The 20012-nt window shown below is 34.4% G+C and carries 19 protein-coding genes; 18 read left to right on the top strand and 1 reads right to left on the bottom strand.

Features of this window, described 5'->3' with window-relative positions; genetic code table 11:
• The first annotated feature begins 132 nt into the window (after positions 1-132).
• The 15 genes from BN1225_RS00795 to BN1225_RS13940 all read left to right on the top strand — a co-directional run bounded on the left by BN1225_RS00795 (position 133) and on the right by BN1225_RS13940 (position 14694).
• The gene (locus BN1225_RS00795; protein WP_041137928.1) at positions 133-372 is read left to right on the top strand and encodes a helix-turn-helix domain-containing protein; all 240 of its coding nucleotides are present in this window, start codon (positions 133-135) and stop codon (positions 370-372) included.
• Between the two features lies 1 nt (position 373).
• Positions 374-790 carry an RNA polymerase sigma factor sigma-70 region 4 domain-containing protein gene (locus BN1225_RS00790; protein WP_041137927.1) on the top strand — a complete coding sequence of 139 codons (417 nt, stop codon included), beginning with the start codon at positions 374-376 and terminating at the stop codon, positions 788-790.
• 129 nt (positions 791-919) lie between these two features.
• On the top strand, positions 920-1288 hold the full coding sequence (locus tag BN1225_RS00785) for a hypothetical protein (protein ID WP_041137926.1): 369 nt from the start codon (positions 920-922) through the stop codon (positions 1286-1288).
• Positions 1289-1314: 26 nt separating this feature from the next.
• Positions 1315-1770, top strand: a complete 456-nt coding sequence (locus BN1225_RS00780) for a phage tail tube protein (protein ID WP_041137925.1) — start codon at positions 1315-1317, stop codon at positions 1768-1770.
• Positions 1771-1860: 90 nt separating this feature from the next.
• Positions 1861-2184, top strand: coding sequence for a hypothetical protein (locus tag BN1225_RS00775; RefSeq protein ID WP_041137924.1), 324 nt, complete (start codon positions 1861-1863; stop codon positions 2182-2184).
• Positions 2150-2503, top strand: coding sequence for a Gp15 family bacteriophage protein (locus BN1225_RS00770; protein WP_041137923.1), 354 nt, complete (start codon positions 2150-2152; stop codon positions 2501-2503). The genes BN1225_RS00775 and BN1225_RS00770 overlap by 35 nt, the downstream gene beginning before the upstream one ends.
• 14 nt (positions 2504-2517) lie before the next feature.
• On the top strand, positions 2518-5052 hold the full coding sequence (locus tag BN1225_RS13945; protein WP_052466168.1) for a phage tail protein: 2535 nt from the start codon (positions 2518-2520) through the stop codon (positions 5050-5052).
• Between the two features lie 4 nt (positions 5053-5056).
• A complete protein-coding gene (locus tag BN1225_RS00760) occupies positions 5057-5425 on the top strand; it encodes a hypothetical protein (protein ID WP_041137922.1) in 369 nt (122 codons plus the stop codon).
• Between the two features lie 2 nt (positions 5426-5427).
• Positions 5428-8037 carry a hypothetical protein gene (locus BN1225_RS00755; RefSeq protein ID WP_041137921.1) on the top strand — a complete coding sequence of 870 codons (2610 nt, stop codon included), beginning with the start codon at positions 5428-5430 and terminating at the stop codon, positions 8035-8037.
• A gap of 44 nt (positions 8038-8081) precedes the next feature.
• The gene (locus BN1225_RS00750) at positions 8082-10421 is read left to right on the top strand and encodes a phage baseplate protein (RefSeq protein ID WP_041137920.1); all 2340 of its coding nucleotides are present in this window, start codon (positions 8082-8084) and stop codon (positions 10419-10421) included.
• Positions 10422-10491: 70 nt separating this feature from the next.
• The gene (locus tag BN1225_RS00745; RefSeq protein ID WP_041137919.1) at positions 10492-12714 is read left to right on the top strand and encodes a phage baseplate protein; all 2223 of its coding nucleotides are present in this window, start codon (positions 10492-10494) and stop codon (positions 12712-12714) included.
• Positions 12715-12731: 17 nt separating this feature from the next.
• Positions 12732-12959: a hypothetical protein gene (locus tag BN1225_RS00740; RefSeq protein WP_041137918.1), complete on the top strand. Its 228-nt coding sequence runs from the start codon at positions 12732-12734 to the stop codon at positions 12957-12959.
• 31 nt (positions 12960-12990) lie between these two features.
• The gene (locus tag BN1225_RS00735) at positions 12991-13314 is read left to right on the top strand and encodes a hypothetical protein (RefSeq protein WP_041137917.1); all 324 of its coding nucleotides are present in this window, start codon (positions 12991-12993) and stop codon (positions 13312-13314) included.
• 10 nt (positions 13315-13324) lie between these two features.
• Entirely contained in the window at positions 13325-13675 is a 351-nt protein-coding gene (locus BN1225_RS00730; RefSeq protein ID WP_041137916.1) for a hypothetical protein, read from the top strand.
• 14 nt (positions 13676-13689) lie between these two features.
• Entirely contained in the window at positions 13690-14694 is a 1005-nt protein-coding gene (locus BN1225_RS13940; protein ID WP_052466166.1) for a GH25 family lysozyme, read from the top strand.
• A 367-nt stretch (positions 14695-15061) separates the two neighbouring features.
• Here BN1225_RS13940 and BN1225_RS00720 read toward each other — a convergent pair whose 3' ends face one another.
• Positions 15062-16531 (bottom strand): family 1 glycosylhydrolase, encoded by a 1470-nt coding sequence (locus tag BN1225_RS00720; RefSeq protein ID WP_041137915.1) that lies wholly within the window; start codon positions 16529-16531, stop codon positions 15062-15064.
• A 123-nt stretch (positions 16532-16654) separates the two neighbouring features.
• Here BN1225_RS00720 and BN1225_RS00715 point away from each other — a divergent pair, with 123 nt between their 5' ends.
• The 3 genes from BN1225_RS00715 to BN1225_RS00705 all read left to right on the top strand — a co-directional run bounded on the left by BN1225_RS00715 (position 16655) and on the right by BN1225_RS00705 (position 19948).
• Positions 16655-17407: a MurR/RpiR family transcriptional regulator gene (locus BN1225_RS00715; RefSeq protein ID WP_041137914.1), complete on the top strand. Its 753-nt coding sequence runs from the start codon at positions 16655-16657 to the stop codon at positions 17405-17407.
• Positions 17408-17419: 12 nt separating this feature from the next.
• Positions 17420-17674, top strand: a complete 255-nt coding sequence (locus tag BN1225_RS00710) for a TfoX/Sxy family protein (protein WP_317621619.1) — start codon at positions 17420-17422, stop codon at positions 17672-17674.
• An 84-nt stretch (positions 17675-17758) separates the two neighbouring features.
• On the top strand, positions 17759-19948 hold the full coding sequence (locus BN1225_RS00705) for a DNA topoisomerase 3 (protein ID WP_041137912.1): 2190 nt from the start codon (positions 17759-17761) through the stop codon (positions 19946-19948).
• The last annotated feature ends 64 nt before the right edge of the window (positions 19949-20012 follow it).

Here is a 20012-nt window from a genome sequence, read left to right as displayed (position 1 = left end):
CTTTCATCGCTTACATTATACCATTTTGTTGATTTATATTCAACAATTATGTAAAAAAACAAATTCTGTTGACAATTAAGATACACAAGTGTATGATTTTAATGTAAACTATAAATCAACAAGGAGGGAAAAATGACAAACACAGAATTACTCAAACAATGTCTGCGTGAAAAACATTTTACATTGCAGAAGCTAGCAGATCAGTTGAATATTTCGGTATCTGCTTTAAGTAGAAAGATAAATAATAAAAATGAATTTAAATCTATAGAAATTAATGCGATTCAGCAGATATTAAAGCTATCAGATAAAACAAGAGACATAATTTTTTTTGCTACAATAGTTGACTTAAAATCAACAAATAAAGGAGAATAATATGACGTATGATGAAAAAATCAATTATTTAAAATCTTTTCAATATTTAAAAAAAGAATGCAAAGATTTAAAAGAACAGCTCGAACTAATTGAATATAAAAAAAGTAAAATAAATAGTGGCATTCTTCATATCACAATAAATAACAGCAATGCTGGGCATTCACCACTGCATCATTTGATATCAGAAACAGATTTTTTACAAGAACAAATAACTTTAAAATTAAATGAGTACAATCAAACATTAAAAAATGTAGAACAAAAAATTCAGCAGCTTGATGATATTCAAGAACAGCAGATATTACGGTATCGCTATATTTATGGCTATACGTTTCAAAAGATTGCAGACAAAATGCATTATAATGATAAATCTTACGTTCATAAATGTCATAAAAAAATAATTCAGAAATTAGATTTTTAAACTGTCCAACACATTACAACTTTATAACTGTTAATATAGTAGTGTCGAAAGATAAGTTAAGTAAAGCCCAAACACGACATGGCTCTAAAAGGTGCGTGTAGGACAGCTGCCCATAGACGGAGGTATTAAATGGATCCAATTATATCAACAATAGAAAAAGAAAAAAACAAGTTTGCTTTGCTTACTAAAATTATAGAAAGTAGGACAAACAGTATCACAAAAAGAATAGTTTATCAGTTTTTTAAAGATGAAGGTCTATCAGAAGAAGCGTTAAATTGTACGATCAGGCGCTACTATTTATATAAAAATAATAAAAGAGCCCTATGCGTAAAAGAAATTGACACATTACAACGCAAGCTAACTTTGTCACAAAAAGAAATTGAAAATCTCAACTTTAAAAACCAATTGATTATAGAACTATGGAAAAATGGAATCCCCATTCAGTTATTAGATTCTATTCTTCAATTAGAAAAATTAAATAATGTGAAAGATATTTAATAAATGATAGAAAGAAGGAAATAAAGATGGAAAAAAGAACAGGAGTATATCCATGTTATGAAAACCAATTTGAAGTACAAACAAAATCTGCTACTACTGAACCAGAAACAGAGGCAGTAATGAGTCCTATTGCAGATATGGAATCTTTCAGTGTAGCATTTGATAATGGGGTAGAAGAATGGACCCCATTTGAATCAGAAGGATGGACAAAACGATTAATGACATCAAAAGCATTAACAATCACAGTAACTGGAAAACGCAGTATTGGTGATGCGGGTAATGATTATATTGCATCATTATTCAATAAAAATGGCAGAGATGTGGAAGTTCCATTTGCTTGGACATTTCCAGATGGTTCTAAAGTACTTTTAGAGAAAGCTGTAATTAATGTAACGAATATTGGTGCAGGAGACTCAACAGGGGTAGCACCGTTAGAATTTGATGTAATGAGTAATGGAAAGCCAATTTTTACGGAACAATAAAACTTAAGAGGGTTTTTATTCCCTCTTTTTAATTCACAAAAAATAATAGAAAGGAAGCGTGTATGAAAATACATACACCAAATAAAAATTATGCCAAGACATATTGATCTATCAAACAAATTAACTAGTGAAAGACCCACTATCACAATTAATGGAGTTGTGTACAAAGTAAATGATGAAAAATCAAATGTATTATTAATGAATCAGGAATTAAAAAAAGAAAATGTATCAGAGATGGACATGGTAGACAGAGTAATTTCTATTCTTCTAGGCAAAAAAGCATTAAAAGAAATTGAAGCAGCTGAATATGGTTTGAGTCAATATATGACAATTTTTTATGCTTTAGTTGCGTGTGTAAATGATGAAGATATCGATGTGATTGAAAGTCGGTTTCAACAACAAGCAAACAAATAATGACTTCTATGATATTATTGATGATTGGCCGTTGATTGAAGCAAGTTTTTTATCGCAATATGGTATCCGTTTACGCAAAATAAACGATATGCCGTGGAATGAATTTTGTTCATATTTAAGTGGTATTATGCCTGAAACTCCTTTAGGGAGTATTGTTAAGATACGTAGTGAAACGGATCGCAAGATTATAAAAAACTATACTGTTGAACAAAAAAGGATACGGAATGAATGGTTGCAACGTAAAAGCAAAGAGATAACCTCACAGGATTATACAAGTATCATTGAAGAATTTAAAAATATGTTTAAAAACTTATCATAGGGAGGTGATAAAAAATGGCAATGAATAAAAATGAATTAGCAATTGAACTTATTGTTAATGATAAAGTTTTTAATCGTCAATTTAATAATATATTAAAAAATTCGCAGAAGTTAATGTCAAAAGCAACAGGAAATATGGTTAAGATTTTTGAAAAAAATTTTCAAAAAATGAATAAAATAGCAAAAGCAAATCTTAAAATTACAGAAGTCAGCACATTTGTTAAATCATGTCAAGATTTGGAAAAATCATTAGCACGAAGTGAACGAATTGTCAGTACGTTGTTTCCGCAGATGAATCGCAATATGAGTATAGGAATCATAAATACTGGGAAACTTGCGGATAATACTGTTAAAAAAGTTAAAAAAGCATTTGCAAAAGTGGATACTATCAATAAATTATCTTTTGGAAGTGCTGAAGAAACAACTCCACCAGATTTTAAACCTGGAGGAGATATTAAGGGCCCATCGATTCAATTTAGTCCCTCTATTGAACAGGCAAAGCAGTTTCAATTAACGCTTGCTGCGATTAGACAGGAAGTATTGAATTTACCAACGAGTGTAGATATCCAATTAAATTCAAATATTGGGGATTTATTTAACCAGTTTGGTGATATTCATTTAGATGCTAATTTGAATATTGATGGCATTATGACATCCTTTGATCAATTATTAAAACTAATTCCTACTTTTGCTACAGAATTTTCTCAGTCTTTGCAATCTAATTTAGAAGGAAGTATTCATCTTGATTTAGGTGACATAAAAAATGACATTATTGGACAGTTGGATCTATCAAACAATGTCGGAGAAATTTCTACGAATATTACTACGACAATAAATAGTGCTATTGATACTATCCCCGAGGAACAATTTACAAATACAGGAGAGAAAGTAACAGGGGGGCTCATTTCAGGGATTATGGGTAATATTAATTCTTTCTTTACTGCGGGAGAAAATATTCTGACCACTTTACTTGGACCTTTTGATAGTGGAAAGGATATGCTTCTTGAGAAGTTGGAAGCAATTTTAGAGCCAGTTCAAGGTTTTATCGATGGTTTTGCCCCATTAATTGCAAACTTTGATTCTTTTAAGGAGATGTTTAATAATTTTAAAGATGCTATAAGTGGTGTACAAGGTGCTTTCGATACAATAAAGAATTCAGAAACTATACAAGCCTTTGGTAATCAACTTCTTAACCTTTATACTTCAATTACCACTAATGGATTAATTCCCACATTGCAAAGTTTATCGACAACACTAATCAATGGACTCACTCCGGCATTTAATGTTGTATTTTCATCAGTGGGTCTAACATTACTTGCAATTATGGGATTAGCAGCCGGATTTTTATATCTTTATACTACAAGCGAAAGCTTTAGAGAATTAATGAATGGGATGTTTGATGCCATTGCGGAACATATACAAGTTGCAATTAGTAATATTATTATGATCATAGAGACGATTTGGTCTGTTGGAATTCAACCGATGATTGAGAGTGTAATGCTTGGTTTCGAGTATTTATGGAATAACGGTTTGGCGGTGCTGATTGAAAATGTTTCTGTCTTTGTTTTACAAATTATTGAACTTGTATTGAGTATCTGGAATAATGCGGTAGCTCCATTTATTGATTTGTTACTAAATATTTTCCTGCCCAACTTTACAACAGTATGGGATGCTCTTTTAGCAATAGCAATACCGATTATAGACAAGATTGTCGGGTATCTGAATGGGTTTATGGAAGCTGCAAATATTGTTATTGGTGTGTTGGCGGAACATTTTTTACCAATTTTTAAGACTGTTTTTGATGGAATAAGAGGAGCCGTTCAATGGTTTTGGGATATTGCCAGACCCATTTTTGATATGTTCATGAGTGTATTAGGCGTTTTAGTATCATTTTTAGTTGATAAATTCTTTGCTAAGTTTGATGTAGTATTTACAGCAGTCGTAAGTGTTATTAAAGGTATTGCTTCTCCTATTAGTGAAGCGTTAGATGGTGTAAAAGGGATACTTCAAGGAATTATTGATTTTGTCAGTGGGGTATTTAGTGGAGACTGGGAACAAGCATGGCAAGGTATTGTGGGAATTTTTGAAGGAGTAGTAGGAACTATTTCAGGGATTTTTAAAATACCCGTTAATGCGGTGATTAGTCTTATTAATGGTGCTATTTCCAATGTTAATGGTTTTGGTTTTGATATTCCTGATTGGGTACCATTTTTAGGTGGACAATCTTTTAGAGTAAATATACCGGCAATACCATTGTTAGCTCAAGGAGGATATATTAAGGCAAATCAGCCTCAATTAGCAGTTGTTGGAGATAATCGCCATCAGGGTGAAATTATTGCACCAGAAGATAAAATGGTGGACATGATTAATACAGCATTAAAAATGCAGCAAAGTAGACAGTCACTTGATGGCTTGGATCAACTTATATCCCTTATTGAAGAATTAATCCAAGCAGTTAAGAATCTTCATTTGAAAGTCAATATTGATTCTAAAAAATTATCTGTTTTATTAGACAATGCTAAAAGAGAAAGACAAATGATAGGAGGGTAGAAAAATGTACAGACCATTACTATACTTGAACAATAAAGAAATTAAGTCTATTGTTAGTTTTAATGATCTTGCTTCTATTCAAGATGGAGATAATTCAGGTAGGACACCCAATTTAACGATGACCCGTGATATTTTAGGGCGTGTTATGAGTATTACTGTTACACTTGGAATAATCTCTCGACAAGATGGGATGCAAATTTTAAATATTTTAAAAGAACCAAATATTAATGTTAGATTTCTTGATAGTGAAACAGATCAATATAAAACATTAGATTGCTATTGTATTGATCCTAAAAAGACATTAATGCCAGGACTAATGGATTATTATCAGAATATGGAATTTATTTTAAATTCTAATGAAAGGTATGATTAAATATGTATTTAGTTTCAGAGGAATTTAAAAAAGCGATTAGAAATAATGCTCGAAAGATAAAGTGCTACTTTATTTATGAAAATAAAATTTATTACCCTCAAGGGTTAACACTGGATGACAATATCTATAGTGAAGAAACAGAAAGTTTTATAGGAACTTTTATTGCAAAAAGCGGCATACTCAAATTGGATGTTAAAACCGTTTTGTCATTAGAGAATAAGTCTATCGATATTTTTATGGGAGTGTACTGTAATAATAATTATGAATATGTTCCGTTGGGAAAGTTCTTTATCTATGAAAAAATAAGTGATTATGAATATAAAATAATGGACTCAAAAATGCTGTTTAATATTCCATTTGATCCTTCTGAAATTGTTTATCCTATTACTGCGTTGGATTTATTAGAAAAAGTGTGTATTCAATCTGGTGTAGAACTATTTACATCAGATTTTCCTAATAAAGATATACTTATAGATAAAGAGATTTTCTTCGGCTATGAAGCAACATGTTTTGATGTTGTATCAGCAGTTGCGCAAGCATCTTGTTCATTTGCTCATATTAATCGTGAAAATCAACTTGAACTGAAATGGTTTTGTCCAGTTGATTTTAATATTAGAATAAGTAACCAATTGGAATATCCTGTTTTAACTGAATCTTATGGACCTATAAACTCTTTAGTTCTTGCTCGTGACCCGCAAAATGATAATGTTTATATTCAAGATGCGGAAAGTATTGAAAAAAATGGGCTACTTGAGTTGAAAATCAGTAATAATCCGATTTTGGATATCGATAGAGTTCAAACACGTCTTCCTATTTGGAATCGAATAAAAGATTTTACCTATCAGCCTCTTACAATTAATAGCCAGGGTTTATTTCATTTAGATCCGGGAGATATTGTTAAGGTTGAAACAAATAAGAGAGAAGAGATTGATGCGGTCATTATGAATCATAATATTGATTTTAATGGTGGTGTGGCAAGCTTTATTTCATCACCAGCGCTGTCTCGAGCAGAAATCAATTATTCAATAGCAAGCAGTATTGAAAGTAAATTGCTTAGAACTGAATTAAAAGTAGATAAAATAAAAGGTGAAATTGTATCATCTATAGAGAATATTGAGAAAACAATAGAGAATATTCAGGTTGATAATCTTGATATTTCTATTGAACAGTCACAGATTGCAATCACAAATAAAAATCCATCTGTTTCATTGAATGCCAAAATTATTTTAAATGGTCAAGATATTACCTCAACATTGGGGAATGAATCTATAAAATGGCATCGAGTAAGTGAAAATCGTGATGCAGATATTAAATGGGATGATCTTCAACTGAATAACAAAGTAATTGAGATAAATTCCGAAGATATTGCTCTATATGCAAATTTTTATTGTGTTGCTACGACCCCCTATGGTTCATGTATGAGTAATTATGCATTGGTAACTGATGAAACGGATATTTCAAATCTTCAAGTCTATATTAATACTAATCAGCCAAATTATCAGGGGTATGATAATGGCGTTTACAGTCCAGATTGGAGTGAAACTGGGAATTTAGTTTTAACGCCAGTAGTTATGGATCATTATAAACAAATTCCCTTATCAGACTGTGATATAGTATGGCAGAAAATAAATGGTGAGTTAGATGAAACGGAGATACAGCAAGATGGTGTTTTAATGGTAACAACAAATAAAATGACTTCGGAAATAAAAAAAATAGGATATATAGTGTCTGTAAAATATCATTATTCATCTATATCAAAGACGATAGAATTTACCAGTTATCAAAATCAAGAAGAAGTAAGTATAGGAGATAAGATTTACTATACCTGGGTTTATTATGCGGATAATGATTTAGGTGACGGATTAAGTCCAAATCCATTAGGCAAACAGTTTATTGGTATTGCAAATATGCAGATTGAAAAAGAGCCGCCCTATACGATTGATGAGGATGGGAATAAGATTTATTCAGATTTATCCGCATTCGTCTGGACTAAAATGAAAGACTATCGCACTGTTCTTGAACAAGACGGTGAACCAACAGATACATCTTGTTTGTGGTTAGATAGCAATACCGGGCAATTGAAAAAATATTATACTTTTCTAAAATCATGGGCACCGATAAATGATGAAACGCCATTACGTGATACGGCTGAAAATGTCTATATAACAACGGAGAAAAGCAGCACTGCAAACTTTACTATATTAAGTAATGCGATTAATTCTACTGTAAAAAATGTAGAGAGGGTAGAATCAGAGCTTGGGTCTCAAATGTCAGAAGTTTCTTCAAAGATAGAACAGAATGCAACAAATATTCAATTCAGTATTGAGAAAATTAGTGAAATTACTTCTGGATTAGCATCGGATGAAGCATTGATGAATGAAATGAAAACTTACTTTAAGTTTGATGAACAAGGGCTTCATATTAGTAAATCGGATAATAGTTTTGAGATGATTTTATCGGATACAGAATTAGGCTTTTATGATGGAAAAACACGTGTTGCATATATCAGTAATAAGCGCCTTTATATTGAGCAGGTAGTGGTTGTACAGAGTCTGCAAATTGGGGATTATACTTTACGTTATGATAATGATATTGGTTTTGTTTTACAATAGGAAGGCTATTTGCCTTCCTTTAATGAAAGAAAGGAGGAAAAACAATGAGTTATTGGATAAGTCCAAATATATATACAACTTCACAAAGTACAACAGAAAACTATTCTATTGTACGAGTGGATCTTTACTTTGATCGAGACAGTGGTGGGGCCTGGAATAATTATACAACGTATGGATATATCATTGTCGATGGACAAAGACAAGATTTCAGTGTCGGTTCTTATGGTACCGGCAGTCGTACTTATCTGACTACGAAAGACTTTAGAGTTTACCATAATTCGGATGGAACAAAAACGTTAAGTTATCAATGTTACTATAATGCAGATAATCTTCCTTATGTAGGCGCACTCAGCAGTAATGGATCTTTTACCTGTCCTACCATTCCCCGTGCAGCTCCTATTACTTCTGTCGGTTATTCCAATATCTATAGTACCTTTAATGTAGGATTTACTTCCTATTCCAGTAGTTTTAATTATAAATTAAGGGTATCCATTCCTAATGTTGTGGCTCTTGAAACCTATAATAATTACACCTCTGGGGCAAGTAAGACTTTAAGTGCAGAAAAACAAAAATATCTCACTGATTATTTATGTAAGAATGGAAAGACAAGTGCTAATTTAGGGTTTGTGATCGAAACCTACTCCGGCTCAATAAAACTAGGAGAGTCTTCTGAATCAATCAAAACCTTTGTGAAACCGTCAGTAAGTGTATTAAGTGGAATGAGTGTGGGGAGTATAGATAATAGCGTAAGTTTTACGTTAAGCAAGACCACATATTGGAGTTACTATGGACATAGTTTAACGATCAAATATGGGAGTCTGGTATTATATAGCGGAGCTTACAGTAATAGTGTGACAGTCTCAGACAGCAGTAAAATGAACGCCTTATATGAAGCGATGAAGAATAGTGCCAGTGGAACCTTTACGGCAGTGTTAACCACGACTTATGGCAGTTATACAATAGGCAGTCATGAAAAGACAGCGATAGGGAGTTTAACGAACCTCATCCCAACATTAGGCGCTTTAACCTATTATGATGGAAACAGTGCGGTGACTAATGTAACAGGTAATAATCAAATGATTATACAGAATAAATCCTCTTTGGTAATCACAATTCCTACTTATAGTCTCAAGAAGAAAGCAACAGTAAGAAGTTTTAAGCTGAGCTACAATGGCAAAAGTTATGATGTGAGTGCAGGGAGCAATGTGACAATTGGAACCGTAGATAAAACAGGAAGTATGACGGCAAGTTTAGTGTTAACGGATAGTCGAGGGCAAAGTGTTACCGTAACAAAGGCAATTGTTTATACAGCATATAGTTTGCCCCAGATCAGTTGGGAGTACTACCGGTCAAACAGTGGAGGGAAAAAGGATTTATTAAGCGGAACCTATATTTATATAAAACCAAGTTATACGATTGCGAATATAGCGGGGAATAATGTAAGCAGCAGTACAATCAAGATAGGGACAGAAACAGTGAGCAGTAATGCAGTCAATGGAGTAGGGGTGACGTATGGAAACAGCTATGCAATCTCGAAAAGCTATAATTTGACGATGACAGTTCAAGATAAGTTATTAGGAAGCACAACGATAAGTGGAACAATCGCCGTAGCAGAATTACCAATGAATATTACAAAAGATAAGACAGGGATAGCTTTTGGTACAAAAGCAATAGAAAATACAATACGTTTAGGAAAAAGCACGGAGATAGTTGGTAGTTTAAAAGTGGAAAAAGAAATGATATCTTCTGGTTCTTTTAATTGTGGAAGTTGGAATACTCCTGCTGTTGGTGCATTAACTCAAATCATCAATAACAGCAATAGTCAACATAGTGTTATTGTGGGTAAAGATAATTCGGGGAAACGTCATTATGGTATAGATTTTTATGATAGCACGACGAATCGATCTTTACGATTGTATGCAGGAACTCAATATTTCGAGTTAGCAGGTAATGCCAATATTAATGGCGATAGGATTTTGACATTAAATAAGGCTTTTCCAATTAATTCGGTTTATTTTACATATACGAATATAAACCCTGGAACTTTTTTAGGTGGAACATGGTCTTTAATAGGTCAAAATCGCTATATTATTGGTGCAGGAAATACTTATTTGGGTGGAGCAACAGGTGGGAGTGGAGTTTCAGGACAAACAACTCTAACAATTAATCAAATTCCAAGTCATACTCATAAAACAGCGGTGTTTGCAAATGATTCGGGTATTCCCACAAATGGTCTGTCTGAATTATGGATTCGTGGTGGAAAAAGTGTTGCAACAACTTATGGAACTTCTCAGAATGGGGATGCAACTGGTGGCAGTCAAGGACATACACATAGTATCTCTCCATTGTATATTGCAATATATATTTGGCGTAGAACTACATAAAATTAAAATAATAAAATTTATGAAGAATCACGCATCTGGGATTCTTTTTCTATAAAAAGGAGGAAAAATAATGAGTTATTGGCTTAGTCAAGCAGTATATACAACTTCACAAAGTACAACAGAAAACTATTCTATTGTGCGAGTGGATCTTTACTTTGATCGAGACAGTGGTGGAGCTTGGAATAATTATACAACATATGGATATATCGTCGTCGATGGACAAAGACAAGATTTCAGTGTCGGTTCTTATGGTACCGGCAGTCGTACTTATCTGACTACGAAAGACTTTAGAGTTTACCATAATTCGGATGGAACAAAAACGTTAAGTTATCAATGTTACTATAATGCAGATAATCTTCCTTATGTAGGCGCACTCAGCAGTAATGGATCTTTTACCTGTCCTACCATTCCCCGTGCAGCTCCTATTACTTCTGTCGGTTATTCCAATATCTATAGTACCTTTAATGTAGGATTTACTTCCTATTCCAGTAGTTTTAATTATAAATTAAGGGTATCCATTCCTAATGTTGTGGCTCTTGAAACCTATAATAATTACACCTCTGGGGCAAGTAAGACTTTAAGTGCAGAAAAACAAAAATATCTCACTGATTATTTATGTAAGAATGGAAAGACAAGTGCTAATTTAGGGTTTGTGATCGAAACCTACTCCGGCTCAATAAAACTAGGAGAGTCTTCTGAATCAATCAAAACCTTTGTGAAACCGTCAGTAAGTGTATTAAGTGGAATGAGTGTGGGGAGTATAGATAATAGCGTAAGTTTTACGTTAAGCAAGACCACATATTGGAGTTACTATGGACATAGTTTAACGATCAAATATGGGAGTCTGGTATTATATAGCGGAGCTTACAGTAATAGTGTGACAGTCTCAGACAGCAGTAAAATGAACGCCTTATATGAAGCGATGAAGAATAGTGCCAGTGGAACCTTTACGGCAGTGTTAACCACGACTTATGGCAGTTATACAATAGGCAGTCATGAAAAGACAGCGATAGGGAGTTTAACGAACCTCATCCCAACATTAGGCGCTTTAACCTATTATGATGGAAACAGTGCGGTGACTAATGTAACAGGTAATAATCAAATGATTATACAGAATAAATCCTCTTTGGTAATCACAATTCCTACTTATAGTCTCAAGAAGAAAGCAACAGTAAGAAGTTTTAAGCTGAGCTACAATGGCAAAAGTTATGATGTGAGTGCAGGGAGCAATGTGACAATTGGAACCGTAGATAAAACAGGAAGTATGACGGCAAGTTTAGTGTTAACGGATAGTCGAGGGCAAAGTGTTACCGTAACAAAGGCAATTGTTTATACAGCATATAGTTTGCCCCAGATCAGTTGGGAGTACTACCGGTCAAACAGTGGAGGGAAAAAGGATTTATTAAGCGGAACCTATATTTATATAAAACCAAGTTATACGATTGCGAATATAGCGGGGAATAATGTAAGCAGCAGTACAATCAAGATAGGGACAGAAACAGTGAGCAGTAATGCAGTCAATGGAGTAGGGGTGACGTATGGAAACAGCTATGCAATCTCGAAAAGCTATAATTTGACGATGACAGTTCAAGATAAGTTATTAGGAAGCACAACGATAAGTGGAACAATCGCCGTAGCAGAATTACCAATGAATATTACAAAAGATAAGACAGGGATTGCTTTAGGAACAGTAGCAAGTAATGGACAGATAACATTAGGAAAACCAACAGTAGTATCAGGGATGATAGAGAGTAAGAACTATTTTGTCGCTGCAAATAATCAAGGATTGAGAGTTAAAGATACAGGAGGAACGCCAAGAGAAATCATTTCTATGAATTCAAGCAATCAAACAGTATTACCTAACAACAATGTCTATATTAATCAGAATTTATTTGTTGGGGGAATAGATTACCGTCTAAAAATGTTTCCGGTGAACTCTATATATTTAACTTACAATAATGTGAATCCAAGTACTTTTTTAGGTGGGACGTGGTCTTTAGTAGGACAAAATCGTTATATTATTGGAGCAGGCAGCAGCTATAGTGGTGGAGCTACAGGGGGGAGTAGTACCTCAGGATCAACAGCATTGACGATAAGTCAAATACCGCCACATCGACATTCTTTTGATGTTGAATTGACTTGGCCTGGAGGTAGCTCAAATATAGTGCCCTATCATAATGGCACAACCTCACAAGGTAGTATAGATACCACTTCTGTTGGTGGCGGACAAGGGCATACTCACAGTATTTCCCCATTATATATCGCAATATACATCTGGCGAAGAACAGGATAAAAAGGAGCAAAAAAATTATGATACAAAAAGGAAGTAATTTTATTATTCAAGAAACAAGACAAAATATTATGTCGGCATTAAATTCAGCATTACAGGAATTACCAGTCACGGTATTAGAAATGCTTATTAAAGATTTAGATCGAGAATTAACATTGATGAGCGAAGAAGCCATTAAACAAGAACAACAGCAATATCAAGAAGCGATGCAAAAAGAATATGAACAGCAAAACAAGGAATCGGATTAAACGATTCCTTTTGTTTTAGGAAGGGAAAACGATGAATTACTTTATCACAGGCGCAGTGAGTTTTTCGGTTGGGCTTCTAAGTTTTCTAATCCAACAGCTCTATAAAGACAACAAGCGCTTGCGAGAAAATAGAAAACAAGTAAACCTGACAAAAGAAAGCGCCATTAAAGAAGCATTGTGCTGTTTATTAAGAGTACAGCTCATTCAATACCATGACCATTATATGGAAATGTTGGAGATTCCAAGTTATGCCTATGAAAACTGGGTCATGATGTATAATGCTTATCATGATTTGGGCGGTAATGGCATGATCACAAAAATGGATGAAGAAATCAAAGATCTATCTATTCGATAGGAGGTTGTATGTGGGAAAAATAATGATAGCGGATTTACATCAAGTAGTAGTCGTTTATGGAGTATTTGGTTTGGCTTATCTGGCAAACACAACATTAAGCTTATATCAAAATATTGTGAACGCTAAACAGCATTTTAGCTGGATTAAGCTAAGAAAAGGATTAATACAATTTGTTGTTTTAGTAGTTGGTACATTATTATTAGTGATATCCGTAGATTTACTCGTTAATATCACGGGATTCAGTCAAAATGATCTTAGCGAAGTGATTTCTGTAGCGACCATTCTTTTAACAGTGGGGATGGCAATTATAAAGTATATTAAAGAAGCGTATGTCACTTTACAAAAAATCTTAAATGATTAAAAGGAGGAGTGTTTATGAGTTTATTGGGGATTGATATTTCAAGCTGGCAAGATAAGTTGGATCTTAGCCGGATTAATTGTGATTTTGTAATTGTTAAGGCTACGGAAGGGGTCGGTTATATTAACCCCTGCTGTGATCTGCATTTTCAAAAAGCGAATGATCTAAATAAAAAGGTCGGCTTTTATCATTTTGCCAGAAACAGTATGTATTCAGCGGAAATAGAAGCTGACTATTTTATCAACCATACAAAAGGCTATTTTGGAAAAGGTATTCCTATTTTAGATTGGGAAGATGCCGTTGAAGATGTAGGATGGGCATTAAAATGGCTGCAAATCGTTGAAAGTAAAATGAATGTAAAACCAATGATTTATATGTCTGAAAGTGTAGTAAATGCTTATGATTGGACGGATGTGGCAAAAGCAGGCTACGGCTTATGGGTCGCAAAATATAAAGGATATGATCCGGTTTATAATTATGACTCAGCCAATAGAGGAGCCGAACCTGCGATTTGTCATTGGCCGTTTTATGCGATGTGGCAATTTACTTCTTGCGGTCGTTTAGACGGTTATGAAGGTAATTTGGATTGTAATATTTTTTATGGGGATGGGCTAGCTTGGGATCAATATGTTAAAGTGGGACAACCGTCTGTTGATCCAACTCCGTTTTACTCAAAATATAAAATCGGAGATTATGTCACCTTTGGAAGCTGCTATGCCTCTTCGACTTCAAAAATCGGCTGGCCGCCAATGGGTGAAGCACTAGTGCCGGATATAAAAGAGGGAATCATTACCGCTATTTATGAAGGAACAAATAACCCTTATTTAATTAATAATGGCATGTGCTTTATCAATGATGGCGATATTCACGAAATTAAAGAGGAGTTCTACATTGTGCAAAGCGGAGATGTATTAAGTGAAATAGCAATGCGGTTTAATACCACTTATCAGGACTTAGCTAAGCTTAATCAGTTAGAAAATCCTGATTTAATATATCCTGGGCAAAAATTGAAGATTCAATGAAAAAGGGACTGTAACGAATAAGTAGTGTTTCAACTATTTAGATCGTTATAGTCCTTTTTCTTTTGCTTATCAAAAAAAGAGTTCCAGTTTAGACTGCAAATAACTTTTTGATGTTTCTGACACTCTTAAAAGAGCTTTTCATGTCTTGAAAAATTTTAATCGATAAGAGGATGTATTTAAGTATATTTTTTACTATTTCTTAGTTCTTAACTTTTTTATTGCAATATTTTATCCTCCATTTTTTGAGAGAAAAAAGGAATACTCCTTTTCGAGTATCCCCTCGTTCACAATCTGATACACATTTGAGTACGTTTTTGTATAGAGAAAAACTGTATCAATTATTATTTATGCATTTTAATTCCTTTTTCTATTCCAATATCTCCCCATTTGATTGAATCACTTCTTTATACCAGTCAAATGATTTTTTCTTTATTCTTTTTTTGGTCCCATTGCCTTCATCGTCCAAATCGACATAGACCAAACCATAACGTTTACTCATTTCTCCGGTTCCGGATGAAATGAGGTCGATTGGTCCCCAGAGTGTATAACCCATTAAATCAACGCCATCTTCTTCAACAGCAATTTTCATTTGCATTAGATGTTGACGCAGATAGTTGATGCGATAATCATCAATGATTTGTCCGCTTTCATTAGGCGTATCTATAGTCCCTAATCCGTTTTCGACGATCATCAATGGTAATTGGTAACGGCTATATAGGTCATTTAATGAGAGTCTCAATCCTATAGGATCAATTGTCCATCCCCACTCTGACTTTTCAAGATAGGGATTTTCAACTGCCATCATCTGATTACCTTCAGTAACTTTTTTGTCTTTTCTTGTAGTTGCAACACTCGTATTATAATAGCTGAAACCGATAAAATCGACAGTCCCATTTTTTAAGGATTTTCGATCACTTTCTTCCATTATGAGGTCAATGCCTTTTTTCTTGATTGCGTTTAAGACATAGGCTGGGTATTCCCCGCGACATTGAATATCTGTATAAAAATAGCGTGTCATTCGTGCCGTTTCCATACAGTATAGCTGATCTTTTGGATTGCAGGTTTCGGGATAACTCATAATATTGGCAAGCATCATACCAATTTTAAATTTTGGATTGATACTTCTTGCCAGTGCGACAGCTTTTGCAGAGGCAACAAAAATATGATGCAAGGCTTGATAACGTTCTTGTTCATTGCTGCTGCAAAAACCAAGAGAGCGATAACCATTGTTTAATAATAAATTGATTTCATTAAATGTCAACCAATATTTTACTTTATGCTGATATCGAGTAAAAATAGTAAAACAGTATTTTAAATAGTAATCAATAGATGCGCGATTAATCCATCCACCTAATTTTTTAGACAAATGAAAAGGATAATCAAAATGGACAGTAGTCACCATTGGTTCAATTCCATATTTCAAACATTCATCAAAAACATCATCATAAAACTGTAGTCCCTCTTCACTGGGAAGGGCATCATCACCGTTAGGATAAATGCGAGTCCAAGCTAATGACATACGATAACACTTGAATCCCATTTCTGCCATTAAGGCAATATCTTCTTTATAATGTCCATAAAAATCAATTGCTTCATGGCTGGGATAATAAAGCTGGTCATTTAATTCGATCTGGGCACCGACGGGAAGATCATCTTTTCTAAAGTTATAAACAAAATCTTTTGTTCCATCTTTTAAGATAATCGAAACCTTTCTAGGGGTATTTTTATTACCTGCTGTCATAAAATCGTAGGTTGCTAAACCACGGTGTGTTAATCCGCCCTCCACTTGACTGGCAGCACTAGCACCACCCCAAAGAAAACTCTCTTTAAAACTCATAATACCACACTCCTTTATTTCAATATACTGCTTATTAAAATATATTTCAATAATAACTAAAATTAATTTTATAATGCTTTATGTACTGTTTATGGTAAAATAAATATAAATAGAGGTGTTAGCATGAACGTACTAGAAAATATTCATATTCATTATAATGAATTAACGAAAAAAGATAAGGAAATTGCTGATTATATTTTAGAGTATCCAAAGAAATTCTGTCGTCAGGATATGAATGATTTCACAAATAAAATGGGGATTTCAAAATCAGCGCTTATACGTTTTTCAAAGAAATTAGGTTATTGTGGATATAGTGAATTGCGATATGAATTATCAAGGATTATTTTTACCGGCGGAGTAAAGACACAGGAAGCTCATACGCCGGCAGAGATTATCGGACATGGTTATATAGAATGTCTTTCTGCCTTAATTGAAGAATTGGATTCTGATATGATTGAGACCATTGCCAAAAGAATTTGGCATTCCAATAAAATAAAGGTCTTCGGTTATAACGAATCTGCTTTGCCTCCCCAGCATTTAGCGATACGAGCGACATTACTGGATTTGGATTTTGCGGTCTATACGAATCGTGATTATTTTGCGGCACAATTTAAGAACCTAAATAAAGAAGATTTGGTGATTATCTATTCTGTAAAGGATCATGCCAAAGTTTATGGGGCATTACTAAAAAACAGAGCAGTACCGGCATTCGTTATCACTATGAACCCCGAAAACTTTTCATTACTCCGTCATGATGTAATGGTATGCCTGCCAAATCCGGCTGCGTCAAAAGTCGGACTGTTAGATGAACAAGTATTGTTTTATGTATTTAACGAAATCTTATTATCGTATTTGATGAGAACAAAAATGCACTAGAGGAGGGGAATTATGAAATTGTCAGCATTACCGAATATTGGGAAAGAAACGGCTCGTCAGTTGGAAGAAGTAGGCATTCATGATGCGGAAGAATTAAGCATGATTGGCAGTAAGGAAGCTTGGTTACGGATTAAAACATCTATAGATCCGGGAGCCTGTATTCATCTTCTTTATGGTATCGAGGCAGCTGTTGAAGGAATTAAAAAGAAAGATTTGAGTAACGAAAAGAAAGCAGAATTAAAGGAATTTTATCAATTAAATGAGTAAAGCGGTGTTTCACTGCTTTATTTTGTTTATAGCTGGCGTCATGATGAAAACAATGATAAAATAATGAGGAAATGAGGTGGAAAGATGGCCAAAACATTAGTTTTAGCAGAGAAACCCTCTGTTGGCAGAGATATTGCCAGAGTATTGGGATGTAATAAAAAGTTGAATGGAGCATTAGAAGGAAATCGCTATATTGTAACTTGGGCTTTAGGGCATTTAGTTACATTAGCCGATCCGGAAAAATATGATAAGCGCTATAAAGATTGGGATTTAAAAGATTTGCCTATCATACCTGACCGCATGTCCTTAGTGGTGATTGGTCAAACGGCCAAACAATTTAAAGCAGTACAAAGTCAAATGAACAGAAATGATGTTCAGGATATTGTGATTGCGACAGATGCTGGGCGTGAAGGGGAATTGGTAGCACGTTGGATTATTCAAAAAGCAGGGATTAAAAAACCATTAAAGCGTTTGTGGATATCTTCTGTTACCGATAAAGCAATTTCCGAAGGATTTAAGCATTTAAAAGATGCCCGTGCCTATGAATCACTATTTCACAGTGCCTATAGCCGCAGCGTTGCGGATTGGCTGGTTGGGATCAATGCAACACGCGCTTTAACTTGTAAATATAATGCGCAGTTAGCGTGTGGTCGTGTACAAACCCCGACATTAGCGATGATTGCAGCTCAAGAAGATCAGATTCGCCAGTTTGTACCTAAACCTTATTATGGCATTGTTGCAAAAGCTATGGGAATTCGCTGGAGCTGGCGTACAACAAAGAATGAAACACATGTATTTGATGAAGAAAAGGTGAATCAAACACTTTCTAAATTAGAAAATCAATCTTTAGAAATCACGGAGATCAGTAAAACCTCTAAAAAGAAATATGCGCCTTTGCTTTATGACCTTACAGAATTACAAAGAGATGCGAATAAGTTATATGGTTTTTCTGCTAAGGAAACATTAGCAGTTATGCAAAGTTTATATGAATATCATAAGGTTTTAACTTATCCAAGAACGGATTCACGTTATTTGACCGATGATATCGTACCGACGATAAAAGAGCGTTTAGAAGCCAGCCGTGGCGGTGACTATGACAGCGCAATTCAAAAGATTTTAAAACAGCCGATAAAGAAGCAATCCCATTTTGTAAATAACAGTAAGGTAAGTGATCATCATGCCATCATACCGACTGAACAAAGTGCTTATATTGGAAGTTTTGATGACCGCGAAAGAAAAATTTATGACTTGGTATTAAAACGTTTTCTTGCTGTTTTACTGCCCCCATATGAATATGAACAAACAACGCTTGTTGCGAAAAGTGGAAACGAAACGTTCATGGCAAGAGGAAAAGTAGAAAAAGCAGTAGGATGGAAAGAGGTTTACGGACGTTACCATGATGAAGAGGAAGAAGAGGATGAACAATCGTTGCCGCCTCTGAAAAAAGGACAATCCATGCAGGTGGACCAATGGGAAAAAACGACAGGTAAAACACAGCCGCCTGCTTATTTTACTGAAGCAACGCTGTTATCTGCCATGGAAAACCCGGTACGTTATATGAAAAGCAGTTCAAAACAGCTGAATACGACATTGAGTGCGACCGGTGGACTTGGAACTGTAGCGACACGTGCGGATATCATTGAAAAGTTATTTAATACCTTTCTTATTGAAAAAAGAGGACAAGAAATTCATGTTACCGCAAAAGGAAGACAACTCTTGCAGTTGGTTCCCAATGATTTAAGATCACCGGAACTAACCGCGAAATGGGAATTGGAATTAGCGAAAATAGCGAAGAACGAAAGAAAATCAAATCAATTTATTAAAGACATTGAGAAATATACCCATAGTGTTGTAGAAGAAATTGAAAGCAGTGAAGGAAAGTTCAAACATGATAATATCACAAGTAAAAAATGTCCTGAATGTGGAGAACCATTGTTAGAGGTAAATGGTAAAAAAGGAAAGATGTTGGTATGTTCAAATCGTGAGTGCAAATACAAACAAACGCTGTCTATTGTAACCAATGCTCGATGTCCTAACTGTCATAAGAAGATGGAGTTAGTCGGTAAAAAGGAAAGCCAAATGTTCGTTTGTAAGAACTGTGGGTATCGTCAGCATATGAATGCTTTTAAGAAAGAGCGAGAGGATAAAAAAGGTGCAGCAGGCAAGAGCGATGTGAAAAAATATCTGCAAAAACAAAAAGCAGAAACAAAAACAACGATTGAGGATTCACCGTTTGCTGCTTTGTTAGACTTAAAGAAAGAACTGAAAAAATAAAATTAAGACATTGGGCTCAATGTCTTTTTTGCTAACTCAAATTTGGCTGGAGATTGTGTTATAA

The sequence above is a fragment of the Beduini massiliensis genome (assembly GCF_000829905.1).
Lineage (GTDB): Bacteria > Bacillota_I > Bacilli_A > Erysipelotrichales > Coprobacillaceae > Beduini > Beduini massiliensis.
The sequence above is the reverse complement of the archived record's forward strand: the minus strand, read 5'-3'. Positions and strand labels throughout refer to the sequence as shown.